General features: G+C 71.0%; 22 protein-coding genes and 1 pseudogene. 2 read left to right on the top strand and 21 right to left on the bottom strand.

Annotation, left to right across the window (positions count from 1 at the left end; genetic code table 11):
- Window positions 1-3: 3 nt before the first annotated feature.
- The 6 genes from A8W25_RS19620 to tsaB form a co-directional block, all read right to left on the bottom strand.
- Complete coding sequence (locus A8W25_RS19620) at window positions 4-360, bottom strand: YciI family protein (protein WP_067163207.1); 357 nt, start codon at window positions 358-360, stop codon at window positions 4-6.
- 56 nt (window positions 361-416) lie between these two features.
- Window positions 417-1274, bottom strand: coding sequence for a polysaccharide deacetylase family protein (locus A8W25_RS19615; RefSeq protein ID WP_067163205.1), 858 nt, complete (start codon window positions 1272-1274; stop codon window positions 417-419).
- 61 nt (window positions 1275-1335) lie between these two features.
- On the bottom strand, window positions 1336-1602 hold the full coding sequence (locus A8W25_RS19610; RefSeq protein ID WP_067163203.1) for a hypothetical protein: 267 nt from the start codon (window positions 1600-1602) through the stop codon (window positions 1336-1338).
- A complete protein-coding gene (gene tsaD / locus A8W25_RS19605) occupies window positions 1599-2705 on the bottom strand; it encodes a tRNA (adenosine(37)-N6)-threonylcarbamoyltransferase complex transferase subunit TsaD (protein ID WP_067163202.1) in 1107 nt (368 codons plus the stop codon). The genes A8W25_RS19610 and tsaD overlap by 4 nt, the downstream gene beginning before the upstream one ends.
- On the bottom strand, window positions 2705-3178 hold the full coding sequence (gene rimI / locus A8W25_RS19600) for a ribosomal protein S18-alanine N-acetyltransferase (RefSeq protein ID WP_067164242.1): 474 nt from the start codon (window positions 3176-3178) through the stop codon (window positions 2705-2707). Before rimI ends, tsaD begins: the two co-directional genes overlap by 1 nt.
- 17 nt (window positions 3179-3195) lie before the next feature.
- Entirely contained in the window at window positions 3196-3849 is a 654-nt protein-coding gene (tsaB, locus tag A8W25_RS19595) for a tRNA (adenosine(37)-N6)-threonylcarbamoyltransferase complex dimerization subunit type 1 TsaB (protein WP_067163200.1), read from the bottom strand.
- A gap of 134 nt (window positions 3850-3983) precedes the next feature.
- Here tsaB and A8W25_RS19590 point away from each other — a divergent pair, with 134 nt between their 5' ends.
- The gene (locus tag A8W25_RS19590) at window positions 3984-4568 is read left to right on the top strand and encodes a hypothetical protein (RefSeq protein ID WP_079126183.1); all 585 of its coding nucleotides are present in this window, start codon (window positions 3984-3986) and stop codon (window positions 4566-4568) included.
- A 73-nt stretch (window positions 4569-4641) separates the two neighbouring features.
- Here the strand turns inward: A8W25_RS19590 and A8W25_RS19585 are convergent, their stop codons facing one another.
- The 6 genes from A8W25_RS19585 to A8W25_RS19560 all read right to left on the bottom strand — a co-directional run bounded on the left by A8W25_RS19585 (window position 4642) and on the right by A8W25_RS19560 (window position 10206).
- Window positions 4642-4770 (bottom strand): hypothetical protein, encoded by a 129-nt coding sequence (locus A8W25_RS19585; RefSeq protein WP_420708483.1) that lies wholly within the window; start codon window positions 4768-4770, stop codon window positions 4642-4644.
- Window positions 4771-4973: 203 nt separating this feature from the next.
- Window positions 4974-5480: a tRNA (adenosine(37)-N6)-threonylcarbamoyltransferase complex ATPase subunit type 1 TsaE gene (tsaE, locus tag A8W25_RS19580; RefSeq protein ID WP_067163195.1), complete on the bottom strand. Its 507-nt coding sequence runs from the start codon at window positions 5478-5480 to the stop codon at window positions 4974-4976.
- Window positions 5452-6663, bottom strand: coding sequence for an alpha/beta fold hydrolase (locus tag A8W25_RS19575; RefSeq protein ID WP_067163193.1), 1212 nt, complete (start codon window positions 6661-6663; stop codon window positions 5452-5454). The genes tsaE and A8W25_RS19575 overlap by 29 nt, the downstream gene beginning before the upstream one ends.
- Window positions 6664-6724: 61 nt before the next feature.
- Window positions 6725-7867 carry an alanine racemase gene (gene alr / locus A8W25_RS19570; protein WP_067164240.1) on the bottom strand — a complete coding sequence of 381 codons (1143 nt, stop codon included), beginning with the start codon at window positions 7865-7867 and terminating at the stop codon, window positions 6725-6727.
- Between the two features lie 41 nt (window positions 7868-7908).
- Window positions 7909-8556 carry a L,D-transpeptidase family protein gene (locus A8W25_RS19565; protein ID WP_079126182.1) on the bottom strand — a complete coding sequence of 216 codons (648 nt, stop codon included), beginning with the start codon at window positions 8554-8556 and terminating at the stop codon, window positions 7909-7911.
- 27 nt (window positions 8557-8583) lie between these two features.
- Window positions 8584-10206, bottom strand: a complete 1623-nt coding sequence (locus A8W25_RS19560) for an ATP-binding cassette domain-containing protein (RefSeq protein ID WP_067163191.1) — start codon at window positions 10204-10206, stop codon at window positions 8584-8586.
- A 56-nt stretch (window positions 10207-10262) separates the two neighbouring features.
- Here A8W25_RS19560 and A8W25_RS19555 point away from each other — a divergent pair, with 56 nt between their 5' ends.
- On the top strand, window positions 10263-11120 hold the full coding sequence (locus A8W25_RS19555; RefSeq protein WP_067164237.1) for a hypothetical protein: 858 nt from the start codon (window positions 10263-10265) through the stop codon (window positions 11118-11120).
- Window positions 11121-11214: 94 nt separating this feature from the next.
- On the opposite strand, the gene truA is transcribed toward A8W25_RS19555, so the two are convergent.
- The 9 genes and pseudogenes from truA to map all read right to left on the bottom strand — a co-directional run bounded on the left by truA (window position 11215) and on the right by map (window position 16572).
- Window positions 11215-12081, bottom strand: coding sequence for a tRNA pseudouridine(38-40) synthase TruA (gene truA, locus A8W25_RS19550; protein ID WP_067163189.1), 867 nt, complete (start codon window positions 12079-12081; stop codon window positions 11215-11217).
- A gap of 85 nt (window positions 12082-12166) precedes the next feature.
- Entirely contained in the window at window positions 12167-12658 is a 492-nt protein-coding gene (gene rplQ / locus A8W25_RS19545) for a 50S ribosomal protein L17 (RefSeq protein WP_067163187.1), read from the bottom strand.
- Window positions 12659-12740: 82 nt separating this feature from the next.
- Window positions 12741-13763 (bottom strand): DNA-directed RNA polymerase subunit alpha, encoded by a 1023-nt coding sequence (locus A8W25_RS19540; protein ID WP_003956430.1) that lies wholly within the window; start codon window positions 13761-13763, stop codon window positions 12741-12743.
- Window positions 13764-13891: 128 nt separating this feature from the next.
- Entirely contained in the window at window positions 13892-14296 is a 405-nt protein-coding gene (rpsK, locus tag A8W25_RS19535; RefSeq protein ID WP_003956432.1) for a 30S ribosomal protein S11, read from the bottom strand.
- A 66-nt stretch (window positions 14297-14362) separates the two neighbouring features.
- Window positions 14363-14743 carry a 30S ribosomal protein S13 gene (gene rpsM / locus A8W25_RS19530; RefSeq protein ID WP_067163185.1) on the bottom strand — a complete coding sequence of 127 codons (381 nt, stop codon included), beginning with the start codon at window positions 14741-14743 and terminating at the stop codon, window positions 14363-14365.
- A 203-nt stretch (window positions 14744-14946) separates the two neighbouring features.
- Window positions 14947-15060 carry a 50S ribosomal protein L36 gene (rpmJ, locus tag A8W25_RS19525; RefSeq protein WP_003956441.1) on the bottom strand — a complete coding sequence of 38 codons (114 nt, stop codon included), beginning with the start codon at window positions 15058-15060 and terminating at the stop codon, window positions 14947-14949.
- A 28-nt stretch (window positions 15061-15088) separates the two neighbouring features.
- Window positions 15089-15310 (bottom strand): translation initiation factor IF-1, encoded by a 222-nt coding sequence (infA, locus tag A8W25_RS19520; RefSeq protein WP_003956442.1) that lies wholly within the window; start codon window positions 15308-15310, stop codon window positions 15089-15091.
- A 163-nt stretch (window positions 15311-15473) separates the two neighbouring features.
- Window positions 15474-15608: pseudogene (locus tag A8W25_RS33535) on the bottom strand (type I methionyl aminopeptidase); the annotation flags it as partial.
- A gap of 118 nt (window positions 15609-15726) precedes the next feature.
- On the bottom strand, window positions 15727-16572 hold the full coding sequence (map, locus tag A8W25_RS19515) for a type I methionyl aminopeptidase (RefSeq protein WP_067163183.1): 846 nt from the start codon (window positions 16570-16572) through the stop codon (window positions 15727-15729).
- Window positions 16573-16625: the final 53 nt, after the last annotated feature.

Raw genomic sequence — 16625 nt, 5'->3', positions numbered from 1 at the left:
CGCTCAGCCCTCGAAGATCTCGCGGATCTCGGAGGTGACCGTCCAGTGCTCCTCATGGATCGTCAGGAACCGCTTGGCCCACTCGATCGCCTCGGCCATGTCCTTGCACTGCATCAGTGCGTAGCCGCCGACGACCTCCTTGGACTCGGTGAACGGCCCGTCGGTCGTCGAGAGCTTCCCGCCCGACCAGGTGACCCTGGTGCCCTGGGCGGTGGGGGTGAGCCCGGCGGTGTCGAGCAGGACCCCGGCCTTGGTCATCTCCTCGATCAGATGGCCCATCCGCTCCATCAGCTCGGGGCTGGGGCCCTCGGCGGGGGCGTCGGCCTCGTTGATGCGGACCATCGACAGGTAGCGCGGCATGGTGTGCTCCTCGGTGCGTCCGGACTCCGGCCCCCGTCGAGGCCCGCCCCACGGGCTCAGACGTAGTCCTCCAGGCGCGCCACCGCGAAGCCCTGCTCCTGGATGTGGCGGAGCATGTTCGCCGTCATCTCGGTCATCGTGTGGCCCTTGAGCTCACTCTTGCCGCGGAAGTGGGCCAGGATGATGTCGCCGGGGTGGAGCTTCTTGTCGCCGCGCTGGTACTGCATGTTCTGGATCTGCATCGACTCGCGCCACAGCACGATCGACTGGATCCCGCACGCCTTGGCCGCCGCGCGCGTCCCCTCGTTCCAGTTGCCGTACGGCGGCCGGAAGAGCCGGGGCGCCTTGCCGTACTCCTTGGCCAGCTTCTCCTGCTGGCCGCATATCTGGTGCTGCTGCCGGGAGCCGCTCTCCGTACGCATGTTGGGGTGCGTCAGGGTGTGGTTCTGGATGGCGTTGCCGAGCTGCTGGAGCGGCTTGAAGTAGCCCTTGTCGGCACTGATCGCCGCGTCGGTGAGGAACATCGAGAAGGGGATCTTCAGGTCCCGCATCATCTCGACGAACTTGGGGTCCTTCTCGGCCCCGTCGTCGAACGTCAGGAAGACGATCTTCTGCTTGGTGGGGATGTCGCTGATCACCGGGACCTCGCCCGGCTTCGCCGTCACCGGCTTGCGCGCGGGCGCCGCCGGAGCCGCGGGCAGCGGCTTCAGGCCCCACTTGCGGTACGCGTCCGCGCCCGCGACGCCGTCCTCGGCGCCCTGGGCCGGGGCGGAGGCCGGCGCGGAAGGCTTGGCCGCCGTACCGCTGCTCCTGGCCGGACCGCCCCCGGAGCCGCCGTCCGACGAGGAGCAGCCCGTGGCCAGCAGTACCCCGGTCAGAACCAGTCCCGCCGCTGCCGCGCTCTTCTTACCCACTGTGAACCAACCGTCCGAACCGCCGACCGATACGCCCCCTGCGTACAGATCGATGCAGAATTCAGGCCGGAGGTTCCACTCCCCGTGACTCGAAGCGCCAGCGGTGCACCGCCCGGGTCACCAACTCCCCGTCGGGCTCCGGCAGTTCGGGCAGCTCCGCGTCGTACGCCGCGTCCCACCAGGTGATCACGAGCACCCGGTCCTGGGGCGCCGCGAAGACCTCATGGCGCACCGGAGCGCAGGGCAGCGCCTGGGCGCGGGCCCAGGCGAGCAGTTCCTCGCCCCGGCCCTGGGCCGCCCGCGCCTCCCACATCAGGGCGACGGTCATCCGTACAGGTTCTCCTTGCTGACCTCGTGCACATGGTCGTGGTCGTGCGCGTGGCCCTGCGTACCCGGCACATGAGGGTCCGTCACCGGCAGCGAGGAGTCCGCCGACAGATCCAGGTCCGAGGCGGGCCGGTTGCGCGCCACCATCTCGGCGCCGAGCGCCGCCACCATCGCCCCGTTGTCCGTGCACAGCCCGGGCCTGGGCACCCGCAGCCGGATGCCCGCCTTCTCGCACCGCTCCAGGGCGAGCGCGCGCAGCCGCGAGTTGGCCGCGACGCCACCGCCGATCATCAGATGGTCCACGCCCTCGTCCTTGCAGGCCCGTACCGCCTTGCGGGTCAGGACGTCGACCACGGCCTCCTGGAAGGAGGCGGCCACGTCCCGGACGGGCACCTCCTCGCCCGCGTTCCGCTTCGCCTCGATCCAGCGGGCCACGGCCGTCTTGAGCCCCGAGAAGGAGAAGTCGTACGCCGGGTCGCGCGAGCCGCTCAGTCCGCGCGGGAACGCGATCGCTGTCGGGTCGCCCTCCTTGGCGAGCCGGTCGATCACCGGGCCGCCCGGGAAGCCGAGGTCCAGGACCCGGGCGATCTTGTCGAAGGCCTCGCCCGCCGCGTCGTCGATCGTCGCGCCCATGGGGCGGACGTCCGCGGTGATGTCCGGCGCGAGCAGCAGCGAGGAGTGGCCGCCGCTGACCAGCAGCGCCATCGTCGGCTCGGGCAGCGGCCCGTGCTCCAGCTGGTCGACGCAGATGTGCGAGGCCAGGTGGTTCACCCCGTACAGCGGCTTGTTCAGGGCGTACGCGTACGCCTTGGCGGCGGAGACGCCGACGAGCAGCGCGCCCGCGAGGCCCGGCCCCGCCGTCACCGCGATGCCGTCGAGGTCCCGGGCGGAAATCCCGGCGGTCTTCAGGGCGCGCTCGATGGTGGGGACCATCGCCTCCAGGTGTGCGCGGGAGGCGATCTCGGGCACCACACCGCCGAACCGGGCGTGGGTGTCCACGCTGGACGCGACGGCGTCGGCGAGCAGTGTCGTGCCGCGCACGATGCCGACGCCGGTCTCGTCGCAGGAGGTCTCGATGCCGAGTACCAGCGGTTCGTCAGCCATCAGTCAGTCTCTTCTGTTTCTCGGTCGTGTTCCTGGACGATCAGGCGCATCACGAGCGCGTCGACGTTCCCCGGCTGGTAGTAGCCCCGCCGGAATCCGATGGGCTCGAAGCCGAAGCGCTCGTAGAGCTTCTGGGCCCGTGTGTTGTCCACTCGCACTTCGAGCAGGACCTCGTCGCACTCGAAGGCGGTGGCGTGCTTGAGCAGGTCGGTCAGCAGCCGGGCGCCCAGGCCCGTGCCCCACTGGTCGCGGGCCGCGGCGATGGTCTGGACGTCACCGAGGCCGCCCGCGGCCGCGAGGCCCGCGTAGCCGACCAGCCGGCCCGACCCGTCCTCCGCGACCACATAGCGCCGGGTCGCGCCCGGCCCCCTGGCGTGTGCGAGCTCCGACCAGAACATCCCCGCCGACCAGGCGTCCTCGGGGAACAGCTCGTGTTCGAGCGCGAGCACCGGTTCTATGTCCCACCAGCGCATCTCACGGAGCACCACGCTCACTGGGGGGTGACCACCTTGTAGTTCTTGGGCACCTGCGCGTCCGGGCGGCGCAGATAGAGCGGTACCGGCGCCAGGAACTCCGCGCCCGCCGCCAGCTTCTCCGCCGCCAGCGAGGCGAGCGCCGCCGCCGACTGGTGCTCGGGGCCGCGCGCGTGCGGGAACGCCTCGGGGTAGAGCAGCGCGCCCGCGCCGACCACCGGCACCCCGGCGACCTGCTCGGCGATCTCGGCGGGCCGGTCGACGGACGGCTCGCTCACCCGGCTGCGGAAGTCGTCGTAGCGGGCCCAGTAGACCTCTTTGCGGCGCGCGTCGGTGGCGACGACGAACGGCTCCTCGATGCCGGAGGCGTAGGCCAGGCCGTCGAGCGTGCACAGGCCGTGGACCGGCACCCCGAGCACCGAGCCGAAGGTCGCGGCCGTCACCAGACCGACGCGCAGTCCGGTGTAGGGGCCGGGACCGACCCCGACGACCAGGTCCGTGACGGCGTCGAGCGTGAGCCCGGCGTCCGCGAGCACCTGGTGGACGGCGGGCAGCAGCAGCTCCCCGTGGCGGCGGGCGTCCACCCGGCTGGTCTCGGCGACGACGTCCGTACCGTCGTGCAGGGCGACGGTCACGGCGGGGGTGGCGGTATCAACGGCGAGCAAGAGCACGCGAACAGCCTACGGCCACGGCGCCGGGGGCACGGCGTCCCGCCCCGGCCGCCCCCGGCTGCTACCGTCAGCCGCAGATATGACCGCAGGCTTGTACACATCCGCGGTCCGTACATACGAAAGGGGCGAGTCAGGTGGCAAGGAGCAGCTCGGGATTCGTGGCCGGGCTCACCGCGGCGGCGCTCGCGGCGGTCGGCTTCCTCGCCTACCAGGCGTCGGCGAACGCCCCGTCCAAGGCCGATCTGGCGGCTCCCGGCACCACGGTCTCGCCCGCCCCGAGCTCCTCGACGGCGGTGCCGCCCAAGGGCCAGGCGCCCTCCAAGAACGTGACGGCGCTGCCGCCGAACTCCGGCGTCGGCCCGCGCGTCGTCTACTCGCTGAGCGGCAAGCGGGTCTGGCTGGTCGGCACCAAGACACTCAAGGGCCTGGCGCCCAAGACCTTCGCGGTCATGCCGTCGACGGTCAGCCCCAAGCCCGGCAACTACGCGGTGACCTCGCGGGCCGCGTCCGTGCCCGGCTCGGACGGCGTGCCGATCGAGCACGTGGTGCGGTTCGCCACCGTCGACTCCGTGACGATCGGCTTCAGCGCGGCGGTCAACGGCAAGCTGGCCAGCCCCGACCCGGGCAAGCGCACCGGCGGCATCCGGATGAAGCGCGAGGACGGCAACGCGCTGTGGACGTTCGCCACCATCGGCTCGAAGATCGTCGTGGTGCAGTAGCGAGCACGGCAGGACCCGTCGGCGTACCGCGGGTCCGACGTACTGCGGGAAACACCCGAACGAGTGATACGGGTCAGGCGGCGTCGCGGCGCGTGCCGCCCTCCCGCCCCGCCTCGGGCGTCTCGGTCGGGTCCGGCTCGGTCCGCTTCGGCGGCGTCGAGACGGCGTTCGCCGCCGCGCAGGAGGCCAGCAGATCGCTCATGGACACACCCTGCGTACGCCGCGGCTGCGCTTCGCGCTCCGACACGGTCATGGCGGCCTCCCGGCTCCTGGAGAAGGCGTGGTTAGGTAGACCTAACCAGGTCTCTCCTACCATGTGACCACGCCCGGCGGGACCCGCGCAACATTTTGCCGACGGCTTGTCGGAACGTACGTGTCCCACGCGCCCCGCCCCGCCACGGACGGCTACAGGCCCTCGATCCCGGCTCCCGACCACCGCGTACCCAGACCGGTCACGGTCACCACCCGGCGGTCGTCGTCCGTCTCGCCGACCACCCGGTCGATGACCACGTGCAGCCGGTCGTCGGAGAGCTCCTCGACCTTGCCGTCGCCCCACTCCACGACCACCACGGAGTCCGGCAGCGAGACGTCGAGGTCCAGGTCCTCCATCTCGTCCAGACCGCCGCCGAGCCGGTACGCGTCCACGTGCACCAGGGCCGGGCCGCCGGTCAGGGACGGGTGGACCCGGGCGATCACGAAGGTGGGGGAGGTCACCGCGCCGCGCACCCCGAGGCCCTCGCCGAGACCGCGCGCCAGTGTCGTCTTGCCCGCGCCGAGCTCACCGGTGAGCAGGACGAGATCGCCCGGGCGGAGCAGTTTGGCGATCTTGCGGCCCAACTCCTGCATCTCGGCGGGCGAGTCGAGGGTGAGCCGGGTCGTGGCGTCAGTGGCCTGGCTGTGCGGTGCTTCCATACGTGCCAACGTTAGTCGCCTCCGGGACCGCGCCGATGCGCACCAGCAGGTCCGCCAGCCGGTCGGTGACCGTCTCGGGGTGCTCCAGCATCACCAGGTGCCCGCCGTCCGGGACGATGACCAGCTCGGCGTCGGGCAGCAGGTCCGCGATGGACTCGCTGTGCGAGCTGGGCGTGACCAGGTCGCGGTCGCCGGCCAGGACGAGCGCGGGCACCTCGGCGAAGATCTGCAGCGCCGCTTCCTTGTCGTGGTCGTCGAAGGCCGGATAGAACTCCGCCACCACGTCGATCGGCGTCCCCTCGATCATCCGCTCCGCGAACCGGGCCACCGCCGGGTCCACGTCCTTCGAGGAGAACGAGTACCGCTTGATCATCCCGGCGAAGAGGTCCGCCGTGGCCCGCCGCCCCCGCTCCACCAGCTCCGCCTGCGAGCCGAGCGCCCTGAGCACCCCGGGCAGGATGCGGCGCACCGCGTTCACCCCCGCCACCGGCAGCCCATAGCTGACCTCGCCCAGCCGGCCCGACGACGTGCCGACGAAGGCGACCCCGACGACCCGGTCGCGGATCAGCTCCGGGTACTGGTCGGCGAGCGCCATCACCGTCATCCCGCCCATCGAGTGCCCCACCAGCACCAGCGGCCCCTCGGGGGCGGCCGCGTCCAGGACCGCCTTGAGGTCGCGGCCCAGCTGGTCGATGGTGACCGGCCTGCCCTGCGTCTGCGCCTCGCCGCGCGCCGAACGGCCATGGCTGCGCTGGTCCCAGTGGACGGTCCGCACCACCCCGCGCAGCGCGGCCCGCTGGAAGTGCCAGGCGTCCTGGCTCAGACAGAAACCGTGCGAGAAGACGACGGTGACGGGCGCGGGCGCCTTGCGGCCGAACAGCCGCCGCTTGCGCGCCCCGTTGACCTTGGCGGACGGCTCGGCCTCGTCGGACTCGTAGTAGAGCTCGGTGCCGTCGTCGCTGTAGGCGCGCCCCGGCGTGCCGCGCAGCGCGCCGTACGGCCCCGCCGCGTCCAGCGCCAGTCGGGCCTTCTTGCGCATACCGCGCCCCACGGTGAGCCGCTCGACCGCGACCCCGGCGGCGGCCCCCGCCGCGACCACGCCTATCGCGGCGCCGGCCAGCCCCGCCCGGCGCCAGCTGCCCACGGCCGCCTGCACCGCGTCCCCCGTGCTGGTCTCGCTCACCGTGCCGCTCCTTGTGGTCCTGGTCCGGGTGGCCGCCCCCGCTGGTCCGGCCGCCGGGGGGTCAGCTGTCGGAACTCTCGTTCAGATAGACGCGCGGCACCCGCGAACCGATCCGGGTGACGATCTCGTACGCGATGGTGTCCGCGGCCCGCGCCCAGTCCTCGGCGGTCGGCTCGCCCCGGTCGCCGGGCCCGAACAGGACCGCCTCCGCGCCCGGCTCGACACTGTCCCCGTCGAGGTCGACCACGAACTGGTCCATGGCGACGCGCCCCGCGACCGTCCGCACCTTCCCGCCGACCAGCACGGGCCCGCGCCCGGAGGCGTGCCGGGGAATCCCGTCCGCGTATCCGAGCGGGACCAGGGCGAGGTTGGTCTCGGCCTTGGTGACGTAGTGGTGCCCGTAGCTGACGCCGTGGCCCGCCGGCACCTGCTTGGCCAGCGCCACGGACGCGGCGAGCGTCATCACCGGCCGCAGCCCGAAGTCGCCCGGTGCGCCGAGCTCCGGCGCGGGGCTGACGCCGTACATGGCGATACCGGTCCGTACCAGGTCGAAGTGGGACTCGGGGAGGGTGAGGGTGGCCGGGGAGTTGGCGATGTGCCGCACCTCGGGCTCGATGCCCTCCTTCTCGGCGTACGCCACCAGCTCACGGAAGAGGGTGAGCTGGGCGGCGATGGAGGGGTGGCCGGGCTCGTCGGCGCAGGCGAAGTGCGACCAGAGGCCGGTGACGCGGACCTCGGGCGCCGCGAGGGCCGCCTGGACCAGCTCGGGCCAGTCGGCGGGCTGGCACCCGGCCCGCCCGAGCCCGGTGTCGGCCTTGAGCTGGATCCTGGCGACCCGCCCGGCCCGGCGCGCGGCCTCCGTGACCTCCCGCAGGGCCCACATCCCGCTCACCGACACGTCGATGTCGGCCTCGATCGCCTCGCGCCAGGGCCCGCCGGGCGTCCACAGCCAGCACAGCATCCGGCCACCGATCCCGGCCGCGCGCAGCGCCAGGGCCTCCTGCGGGGTCGCGGTGCCGACCCAGGCGGCGCCCGCCTCGATCGCGGCCCGGGCACAGGGCAGCGCGCCGTGCCCGTACGCGTCCGCCTTCACGACGGCCATGAGCTGCGCGCCGGGGGTACGGGCGCGCAGCGCACGGACGTTGGCGCGCAGGGCGGCCAGATCGATCTCGGCGCGGGCTCGGGTGTGCACGGTCTGAGTCATCGCGGTCATCGCGCCAAGTCTCTCAGAGCTGCGCCCCCGCCTCAGGCGCCGGGCCTGCGCCCCCAGATGTGGACCGGGTCACCCTTGCGCAGCGCGCCCCACAGCCGCCTGGCGTCCGAGTAGGTCAGATTCACGCATCCGCGCGACCCGACGACGGAGTAGATGTTGTCGTAGATGGCGTGGAACGCCTGCCCGCCGCTGAAGAACTGGGCGTACGGCATGGGCGCGTTGTAGATGGTGGACCAGTGGTTCTTGTGCCGCCAGTAGACGGGGTAGGTACCGGTACGGGTGGCGTAGCCGGGCCGCCCACTACGAATGGCGACGGGCCCGTACGTGACGTTTGCCCCTGTCTGCACCCACATGAGCTGACGGTCGAGGTCGACACAGACGGTCCGGGTCGTGCGGACGGGGCAGCGGCCGGCGGCGTTGGGATGGGCCCGGGCGGCGAGCAGCCGCATGGTGCCCCAGGTGGCGGGGCCGGCGAAGCCGGTGTTCGGGTGGATGCCGTGGGTGGTCTGGAAGCGGCGGACGGCGGCGCAGTCGGCGGCGGACTGCTTCCCGTCGACGGCCAGCTTCAGCCACCGCTCGACCTGGCGCTGGTACGGCCCCGCCCGCCGGCTGCACGCGGCGACGCCGACCTCCTTGGCGGGCACGTACTCCACGAGCCGCTCCACGCCGGCGGCGGGCACGGCGGGCTCGACGGCGCGGGGAGGGGCTCACCTCGCGCGTTCCACCCGCCGCTCGTCCCACACCGGCTCCGCCGTCTCCCGCACCACCCCGTCCGACCCGAACACCAGATACCGGTCGAACGAGCGAGCGAACCACCGGTCGTGGGTCACGGCCAGGACCGTTCCCTCGTACGCCTCAAGCCCCTCCTGAAGCGCCTCCGCCGACTCCAGGTCGAGGTTGTCCGTCGGCTCGTCCAGCAGCAGCGCGGTCGTACCCGCCAGCTCAAGCAGCAGGATCTGGAAGCGCGCCTGCTGCCCGCCGGAGAGCTTCTCGAAGGCCTGGTCCCCCTGGCGCTCCAGCTCGTACCGCCGCAGCACCGACATCGCCCCGCCCCGGTCCTTCGCGTGCTCCGTCCACAGGATGTCGACGAGCGTGCGCCCGAGCAGCTCGGGATGCGCGTGGGTCTGCGCGAAGTGGCCGGGCAGCACCCGCGCGCCCAGCTTCCAGGTACCCGTGGCGGCCACCGACGCGTCCCCCGCCAGCAGCCGCAGGAAGTGCGACTTCCCGGAGCCGTTCGACCCGAGGACCGCCACCCGCTCCCCGTAGAAGATCTCCAGCGAGAACGGCTTCATGAGCCCCGAGAGCTCAAGGTTCTCGCAGGTCACGGCACGTACACCGGTACGCCCGCCGCGCAGCCGCATCGTGATCTCCTGCTCGCGCGGCGGCTCCGGCGGCGGCCCCGCCTCCTCGAACTTGCGCAGCCGCGTCTGGGCCGCCGCGTACCGCGAGGCCAGCTCGTGGCTGACCGCGGCCGCCTGCCGCAGCGAGACCACCAGCTTCTTCAGCTGGGCGTGCTTCTCCTCCCAGCGCCGCTTGAGCTCCTCGAAGCGGGCGAAGCGCTCCTTGCGGGCCTCGTGGAAGGTGTCGAAGCCGCGGCCGTGCACCCACACGTCCGACCCCTCGACGCCCGGCTCGACCGCGATGATCTTCTGGGCGGCCCGGGACAGCAACTCCCGGTCGTGCGAGATGAACAGCACCGTCTTGCGGGTCGCCCGCAGCTGGTCCTCCAGCCACCGCTTGCCCGGCACATCGAGGTAGTTGTCCGGCTCGTCGAGCAGCAGCACCTCGTCGGGGCCGCGCAGCAGCGCCTCAAGCACAAGCCGCTTCTGCTCACCGCCGGAGAGCGTGCGCACCTCGCGGAACTGGGCCCGGTCGTACGGGACCCCCAGCGCGGCCATGGTGCACACGTCCCACAGCGTCTCGGCCTCGTACCCCTGTACGTCCGCCCAGTCGCTCAGCGCCTGCGCGTACGCCATCTGCGCGGCCTCGTCGTCGACCGTCATGATCAGGTGCTCGGCCCGGTCCACCTCGGCCGCCGCCTCCCGGATCCTCGGCTGCGCCACGGAAACCAGCAGGTCACGGATCGTGCGCTCATCCCGCACCGAGCCCACGAACTGCGGCATCACCCCGAGCCCGCCGCCCACGGTGACGGTCCCGCCGTGCGGCTGGAGCTCGCCGGAGATCATCCGCAGCAGGGTCGTCTTGCCGGCGCCGTTGGCCCCGACCAGGGCCACCACCGCACCCTCCCCCACCCGGAACGACGCGTCGCCGAGCAGGACCCGCCCGTCCGGCAGGTAGTACTCCAGGTGTGCGGCCTCTACATGTCCCATAGGCGGATTGTCGCCCACTCCGTACGCGTGACCACAACCGAATTAAGATGCGCGCCATGAGCTTTGGGCAAGGGGGACCCGCATGGGGCCCGGGGGACAGCGGCGGCACACCCGACTGGGCGGCGCTCGCCGACGAGGCGGCGGCGCGCAGCCGCAAGAAGCGCTGGCTGCTGATCGGCGGCGGGGCACTGGCCACGGCCGCGGTGGTGGCCATCGTCGCCACCGCGATCGTGAGCACCGGTGACTCCAAGAACGGCGCCGACGGCAAGTCCGCGAGCGAGCTGCCGTCCCCGCAGACCCTGCCCAGCGGCACCGCCGAGCCGCAGCCCTCGTTCTCGTCGGTGGCGCCGCCGCCCCCGCCCAACCCGCACGACTACATATCCAGCGCCAAGAAGGACAAGGCGCCGCTGAGCGCCGACACGCTCTTCCCGGGCAAGACGCTGAAGATGGGCGACCGCACGTACACCAAGGGCGCCACCGCCCGGACCACCGACTGCGGCGCCGCCACCCGCGGCTCGCTCGGCTCGACCCTCAGCTCCAACGGCTGCGACCAGGTCATCCGGGCCACCTATGTGCGCGACGGCGTCGCCGTCACCATAGGCGTGGCCACCTTCGAGACCGAGGCGAAGGCGCTGCGCGCCAAGCAGCAGGCGGGCATCGGTCTCGCCCCGCTGACCGGTGACGGGGTCACCGGGTTCTGCGACGGCGGCCACGCCGTCTGCCGCAACACATCCAACTCCTACGGCCGGTACGCCTACTTCACCATCAGCGGCTACACCAACGGCAAGAGCGTCACCAAGGGCGACAAGAACGCGTTCGCCCCCGGCGACGATCTGGCCGAGTTCACGTTCCGTCAGATCGTCGCCCGGGGCGAGGCCCAGGCCCAGGCCGCCGCGACGGCCCCGCCGAGCTAGCCCGCGCTCCCGGCCGCCGCGCCCGCACCGAGCAACGGGGCGGCGGTGGCCGGGAGTTGGCCTCCCGACACGGCGTCAGCGGCCGGCTCGCGCCTCAGCAGCAGCCGGCTCCCGTGTCCGCACCCGGCAGCGTCCGCATGTTGCGCGCCTCGCGGCTGCGCGCGGCCAGCAACTCGTCGGCGGGGTAGCCGACTTCCTCCAGGGTGAGCCCGTGCGGCTTGACCACGTGCACCGACGAGTCCCGTACAGCCGCCGCCAGCACCTTGCCCGGCCACTCCACACCCCGGTGCCCGTCACCGACGTACAGCAGCGCGCCCACCAGGGAGCGGACCATGTTGTGGCAGAAGGCGTCGGCGCGGACGGTCGCGGTGACGATCCCGTCCTCGCCCCGCACCCAGGACAGCTCCTGGAGCGTGCGGATGGTGGTGGCACCCTCGCGCTTCTTGCAGTACGCGGCGAAGTCGTGCTCACCGAGCAGCGCGGCCGAGGCGGCGTTCATCGCCTCGACGTCCAACTCCCAGTCGTGCCACAGCACATGGCCCCGCAGCAGCGGGTCGACGCCGCCGGGGTTGTCGGTCACCCGGTACGCGTACCGCCGCCAGATGGCGGAGAAGCGCGCGTTGAAGCCGCCGGGCGCTTCCGCGACCCGCCAGATCCGCACATCGTGCGCCAGCCGTCCCGCGAGCCGCCGCAGCAGCTTCTCGCGGTGCTCGGCCCAGACGTCCTCGGGCAGATCGACATGGGCCACCTGCCCGCGCGCGTGCACCCCCGAGTCGGTACGCCCGGCGACCGTCAGGTCGTACGTCTGGGCCGACCGCGTCACCGTGCGCAGCGCGCTCTCGATCTCGCCCTGGACCGTCCGCCGGCCACTGGGCTGCTTGGCCCAGCCGGAGAAGTCCTTGCCGTCGTACGACAGGTCAAGACGCACCCGGACCCGGCCGGGCTCCACCTCATCACTCACGTATCAGATCCTCTCAGAGCGGCGGGGAAACGGAACGGGCCCGTCCCCCAGGGGGAACGGGCCCGTCCTTCGGTCTGCGGAACGCTTACGCGTCCTTCGACTCCTCCGCCGGAGCGGCGTCCTCGACCTCGGTCGCCTCGGCGGCCTTGGCCTCGTCGGCCTCCTTGACGGCGCGCTTCGCAGCGGCCTCGGCCTCGGCGACGGTCGCCTTCTTGGCGATCTCGCCCTCGACCAGCTCGATCACGGCCATCGGCGCGTTGTCACCACGGCGGTTGCCGATCTTGGTGATACGGGTGTAACCACCCGGACGCTCCGAGTAACGCGGGGCGATCTCGGTGAAGAGGGTGTGGACGATGCCCTTGTCGGTGATCGTCTGCAGCACCAGGCGACGGTTGTGGATGTCGCCCTTCTTCGCCTTGGTGATCAGGCGCTCGGCGACCGGACGCAGGCGGCGGGCCTTGGCCTCGGTCGTGGTGATGCGGCCGTGCTCGAACAGCGACTTCGCCAGGTTGGCGAGAAGCAGACGCTCGTGCGCGGCGCTGCCGCCCAGACGGGCACCCTTTGCGGGACGCGGCATGGTGTTTCTCCTAGTGTCTGCACCGGCCGTGTCAGGTACCGGTGTCAGTTACCGACCCGCTAGTGCGGGCCGGAAGTTTCTCTTAGTACTGCTCGGTCTCGACGAAACCGGCGTCCGCGTCGTCGTCGGCGCCGAAGGCGTCGGCGGCAGCGGTCGGGTCGAAGCCGGGAGGCGAGTCCTTCAGCGCGAGGCCCATACCGGCCAGCTTCGCCTTGACCTCGTCGATCGACTTCGCACCGAAGTTGCGGATGTCGAGCAGGTCCGCCTCGGAGCGGGCCACGAGCTCACCCACGGAGTGGATGCCCTCGCGCTTGAGGCAGTTGTACGAGCGAACGGTGAGCTCAAGCTCCTCGATCGGCAGCGCCAGATCGGCGGCCAGAGCGGCGTCCGTCGGGGACGGGCCCATGTCGATGCCCTCGGCGTCGATGTTGAGCTCGCGCGCCAGACCGAACAGCTCGACCAGGGTCTTACCGGCGGACGCCATGGCGTCACGCGGGCGCATGGCCTGCTTGGTCTCGACGTCGACGATCAGCTTGTCGAAGTCGGTGCGCTGCTCGACACGGGTCGCCTCGACCTTGTACGTGACCTTGAGCACCGGCGAGTAGATCGAGTCGACCGGGATGCGCCCGATCTCCTGACCGACCTGCTTGTTCTGGACGGCGGAGACGTAGCCGCGACCGCGCTCGACGGTCAGCTCCATCTCCAGCTTGCCCTTGCCGTTGAGCGTGGCGAGGACGAGGTCCGGGTTGTGCACCTCGACACCGGCCGGGGGCGCGATGTCGGCGGCGGTGACCAGACCCGGGCCCTGCTTGCGCAGGTACATCACGACCGGCTCGTCGTGCTCCGAGGAGACGACCAGCTGCTTGATGTTGAGGATGAGGTCGGTCACGTCCTCCTTGACGCCCGGCACGGTGGTGAACTCGTGCAGAACGCCGTCGATCCGGATGCTGGTGACAGCGGCGCCCGGGATCGAGGAGAGGAGGGTGCGGCGGAGGGAGTTGCCGAGGGTGTAGCCGAAGCCCGGCTCCAGCGGCTCGATCACGAACCGCGAGCGGTACTCGTCGACGACCTCTTCGGTCAGCGAAGGACGCTGAGCGATAAGCATGTGTGTTCCTTCAGTCGTGGGCGCCCACTATTTGACGCCCTCGGGGTACTACCTAGTGCAAGGGTACGGGCGGCAGCACCCCACGAGGGGGTTCTGCCGCCCGAAAACCTCAGTCCAGCGACCGTGCGTCAGACGCGGCGGCGCTTGGGCGGACGGCAGCCGTTGTGCGGCGTGGGGGTGACGTCCTGGATCGAACCGACCTCAAGGCCCGTGGCCTGGAGGGAGCGGATCGCGGTCTCACGGCCGGAGCCCGGACCCTTGACGAAGACGTCGACCTTGCGCATGCCGTGCTCCTGCGCGCGGCGGGCGGCCGACTCGGCGGCCATCTGCGCGGCGAACGGAGTCGACTTGCGGGAGCCCTTGAAGCCGACGTGGCCGGCGGACGCCCAGGAGATCACGTTGCCCGAGGGGTCCGTGATCGAGACGATCGTGTTGTTGAACGTGCTCTTGATGTGGGCGTGCCCGTGAGCGACGTTCTTCTTTTCCTTGCGGCGCACCTTCTTGGCAGCGCCCTGACGACCCTTGGGGGGCATCTATTACTCCTACGGGAGGTGGTCGGTCCTACAGCGAAGACCGTGTGGTCAAGCGTCCGCTGAGGACTACTTCTTGCCCGGCTTCTTCTTGCCGGCGATCGCGCGACGCGGGCCCTTGCGGGTACGGGCGTTCGTGCTGGTGCGCTGGCCGTGGACCGGAAGGCCACGACGGTGACGCAGACCCTGGTAGCAGCCGATCTCAACCTTGCGGCGGATGTCGGCCTGGATCTCGCGGCGGAGGTCACCCTCGGTGCGGAGGTTGGCGTCCACGTACTCGCGGATCTTGACCAGGTCCTCTTCGGCCAGGTCACGAACGCGGGTGTTCGGGTTCACGCCGGTGGAGGTGAGGATCTCCTTGGACCGGGTGCGCCCGATACCGAAGACGTAGGTGAGTGCGATCTCCACACGCTTTTCGCGCGGGATGTCAACACCGGAAACGCGTGCCATTCAATGGCTCCTGTGTGTTTCGGGGGTCTTCCGCAGAGCCACTCCCGGCCGCCGACCTCTCCCGAATAGAGAGGTGGTACGTCTCGGGTCCCCGGCCCCCGCCGGAGGTGTCGCCGACCCTGTGCGGGCTGGGCGGACTCTGCGTATGTACGTTTACGTGCGTCGCGCGAAGAACTGCGTAAATGCAGGTCGGTCGGCGTGCGTCAGCCCTGGCGCTGCTTGTGGCGCAGGTTGTCGCAGATGACCATGACCCGGCCGTGACGGCGGATCACCTTGCACTTGTCGCAGATCTTCTTGACGCTCGGCTTGACCTTCATGGGATTCAGGTTCTCCGGGTCGTGAGATCTACTTGTACCGGTAGACGATCCGGCCACGCGTCAGGTCGTACGGAGAGAGCTCCACCACGACCCGGTCATCCGGGAGGATACGGATGTAGTGCATCCGCATCTTGCCGCTGATGTGCGCGAGGACCTTGTGACCGTTCTGGAGTTCCACCTTGAACATGGCGTTCGGGAGGGACTCGATCACGGTGCCCTCGATTTCGATGGCACCTTGCTTCTTGGCCACGCTTCGCCTTTCGAATCGGCTACCTTGATCGACTCCCGCGATCGTGTGCGGACACACGGGTACACGAGAGCCGACGCATCAGTCTACGTCAGGGCACCCGAAAAGACGAATCAGGGAAGCTTGCCCTCAAGCGTAGATCGTTAAGCGGGCCGCACCCGGCGACTCACCCCAGCGGGTCCGGCGCGGTCGTCACGCCGTACTCCGCCAGCTTCGCCTTGCCGCAGTCCGGGGACGTCAGGACGATCGGGCCCGCCTCAGTGAGCGCCACCGAGTGCTCCCAGTGCGAGGACCAGGTGCCGACCTCCTCTCGACGCCGCCCTCGCGGGCTCGGCGCCAGGGGCGCCTCACGGGCTTCGAGCGGCTGCGCCGGCCTCCGACCGGCGGACCGGCTCAGGCCACGCCGGACACCAGCCACCTCAGCCCAGCGGGTCCGGCGCGGTCGTCACGCCGTACTCCGCCAGCTTCGCCTTGCCGCAGTCCGGGGACGTCAGGACGATCGGGCCCGCCTCAGTGAGCGCCACCGAGTGCTCCCAGTGCGAGGACCAGGTGCCGTCCGTGGTGATCACGGTCCAGTCGTCCTCAAGCACCTCGGTGCGGGGGGTGCCCAGCGACACCATCGGCTCGATGGCCAGGCAGAAGCCGGGGACCAGCTTCGGGTTGTGGCGGCCGAGCAGGCGGCGCTTGTCCACGTAGTTCAGGAGGTGGGGGTCCATGTGCATCTCGGAGCCGATGCCGTGGCCGCCGTACTCCTCGATGATCCCGTACTTGCCCTTCGGCGGGCGCGGCTGGCGGCGGATGTAGCTCTCGATCGCGCGGGAGATGTCCACCAGGCGGTTGCCCTTCTTCACCGCCGCGAGACCGGCCCACATCGACTCCTCGGTGACCCGGGAGAGCTCGATCAGCTCCGGAGCGTGACCGGAGCCCACGAAGGCCGTGAAGGCCGCGTCGCCGTGCCAGCCGTCGATGATCGCGCCCGCGTCGATGGAGATGACGTCGCCGTCCTTCAGGACGGTCTTCTCGTCCGGGATGCCGTGGACGACGACCTCGTTGACCGAGGTGCAGATGGTGGCGGGGAAACCGCCGTACCCCAGGAAGTTCGACTTGGCGCCGTGCTCGGCGATCACCTTGCGGGCGACCTCGTCCAGGTCCTTCGTCGTGGCGCCGGGCACCGCGGCCTCGCGGGTCGCCGCGTGGATGGCGGCGACGACCAGCCCCGCCTCGCGCATCTTCGCGATCTGCTCGGGGGTCTTGATCTCCACCATGGCGGCTGACGCCTTTCTGAACGAGTGCGGGGGAAGGGGTACGGATACCGGGG

Origin of the sequence: Streptomyces sp. ERV7, assembly GCF_001653515.1 — a bacterium.
In the GTDB taxonomy this organism is placed as follows: Bacteria; Actinomycetota; Actinomycetes; order Streptomycetales; family Streptomycetaceae; genus Streptomyces.
Note: the sequence above shows the minus strand (reverse complement) of the source record. Positions and strands in the feature narration are given on the sequence as shown.